The following is a 286-nucleotide window of genomic DNA, read 5'->3' on the forward strand; positions in this document are numbered from 1 at the left end:
TGGTATCCCTAGTATGAAAATTGTAAATGAGGTTATTCGTTCGCATACAGGATTGGTAAGGTTATATTTTGATGGTGTTTATCAAGAACGGAAATATGGTCAGAATGTAGATATGGAAACGGGGGAAATTAAATGAGTTTTGATTACAACAATACAATTCGATTTGAAAACGGAATTCAACATACTTTTTCTGAGGATGAGATTTATATTTTGAAGCGTTTATTGGATGGGGCGAAGGATGTTGGAAACAAAGATGCTTTGGATAATTTAAAGAATTTATTTTTAG

1 pseudogene is annotated in these 286 nt (G+C 32.2%); it reads left to right on the plus strand.

The features are described from left to right. Nucleotides 1-136: pseudogene (locus C1G53_RS13330) on the plus strand (replication protein RepB); the annotation flags it as partial. Nucleotides 137-286: the final 150 nt, after the last annotated feature.

Origin of the sequence: Streptococcus suis (assembly GCF_002960445.1) — a bacterium.
Lineage (GTDB): Bacteria > Bacillota > Bacilli > Lactobacillales > Streptococcaceae > Streptococcus > Streptococcus hyiners.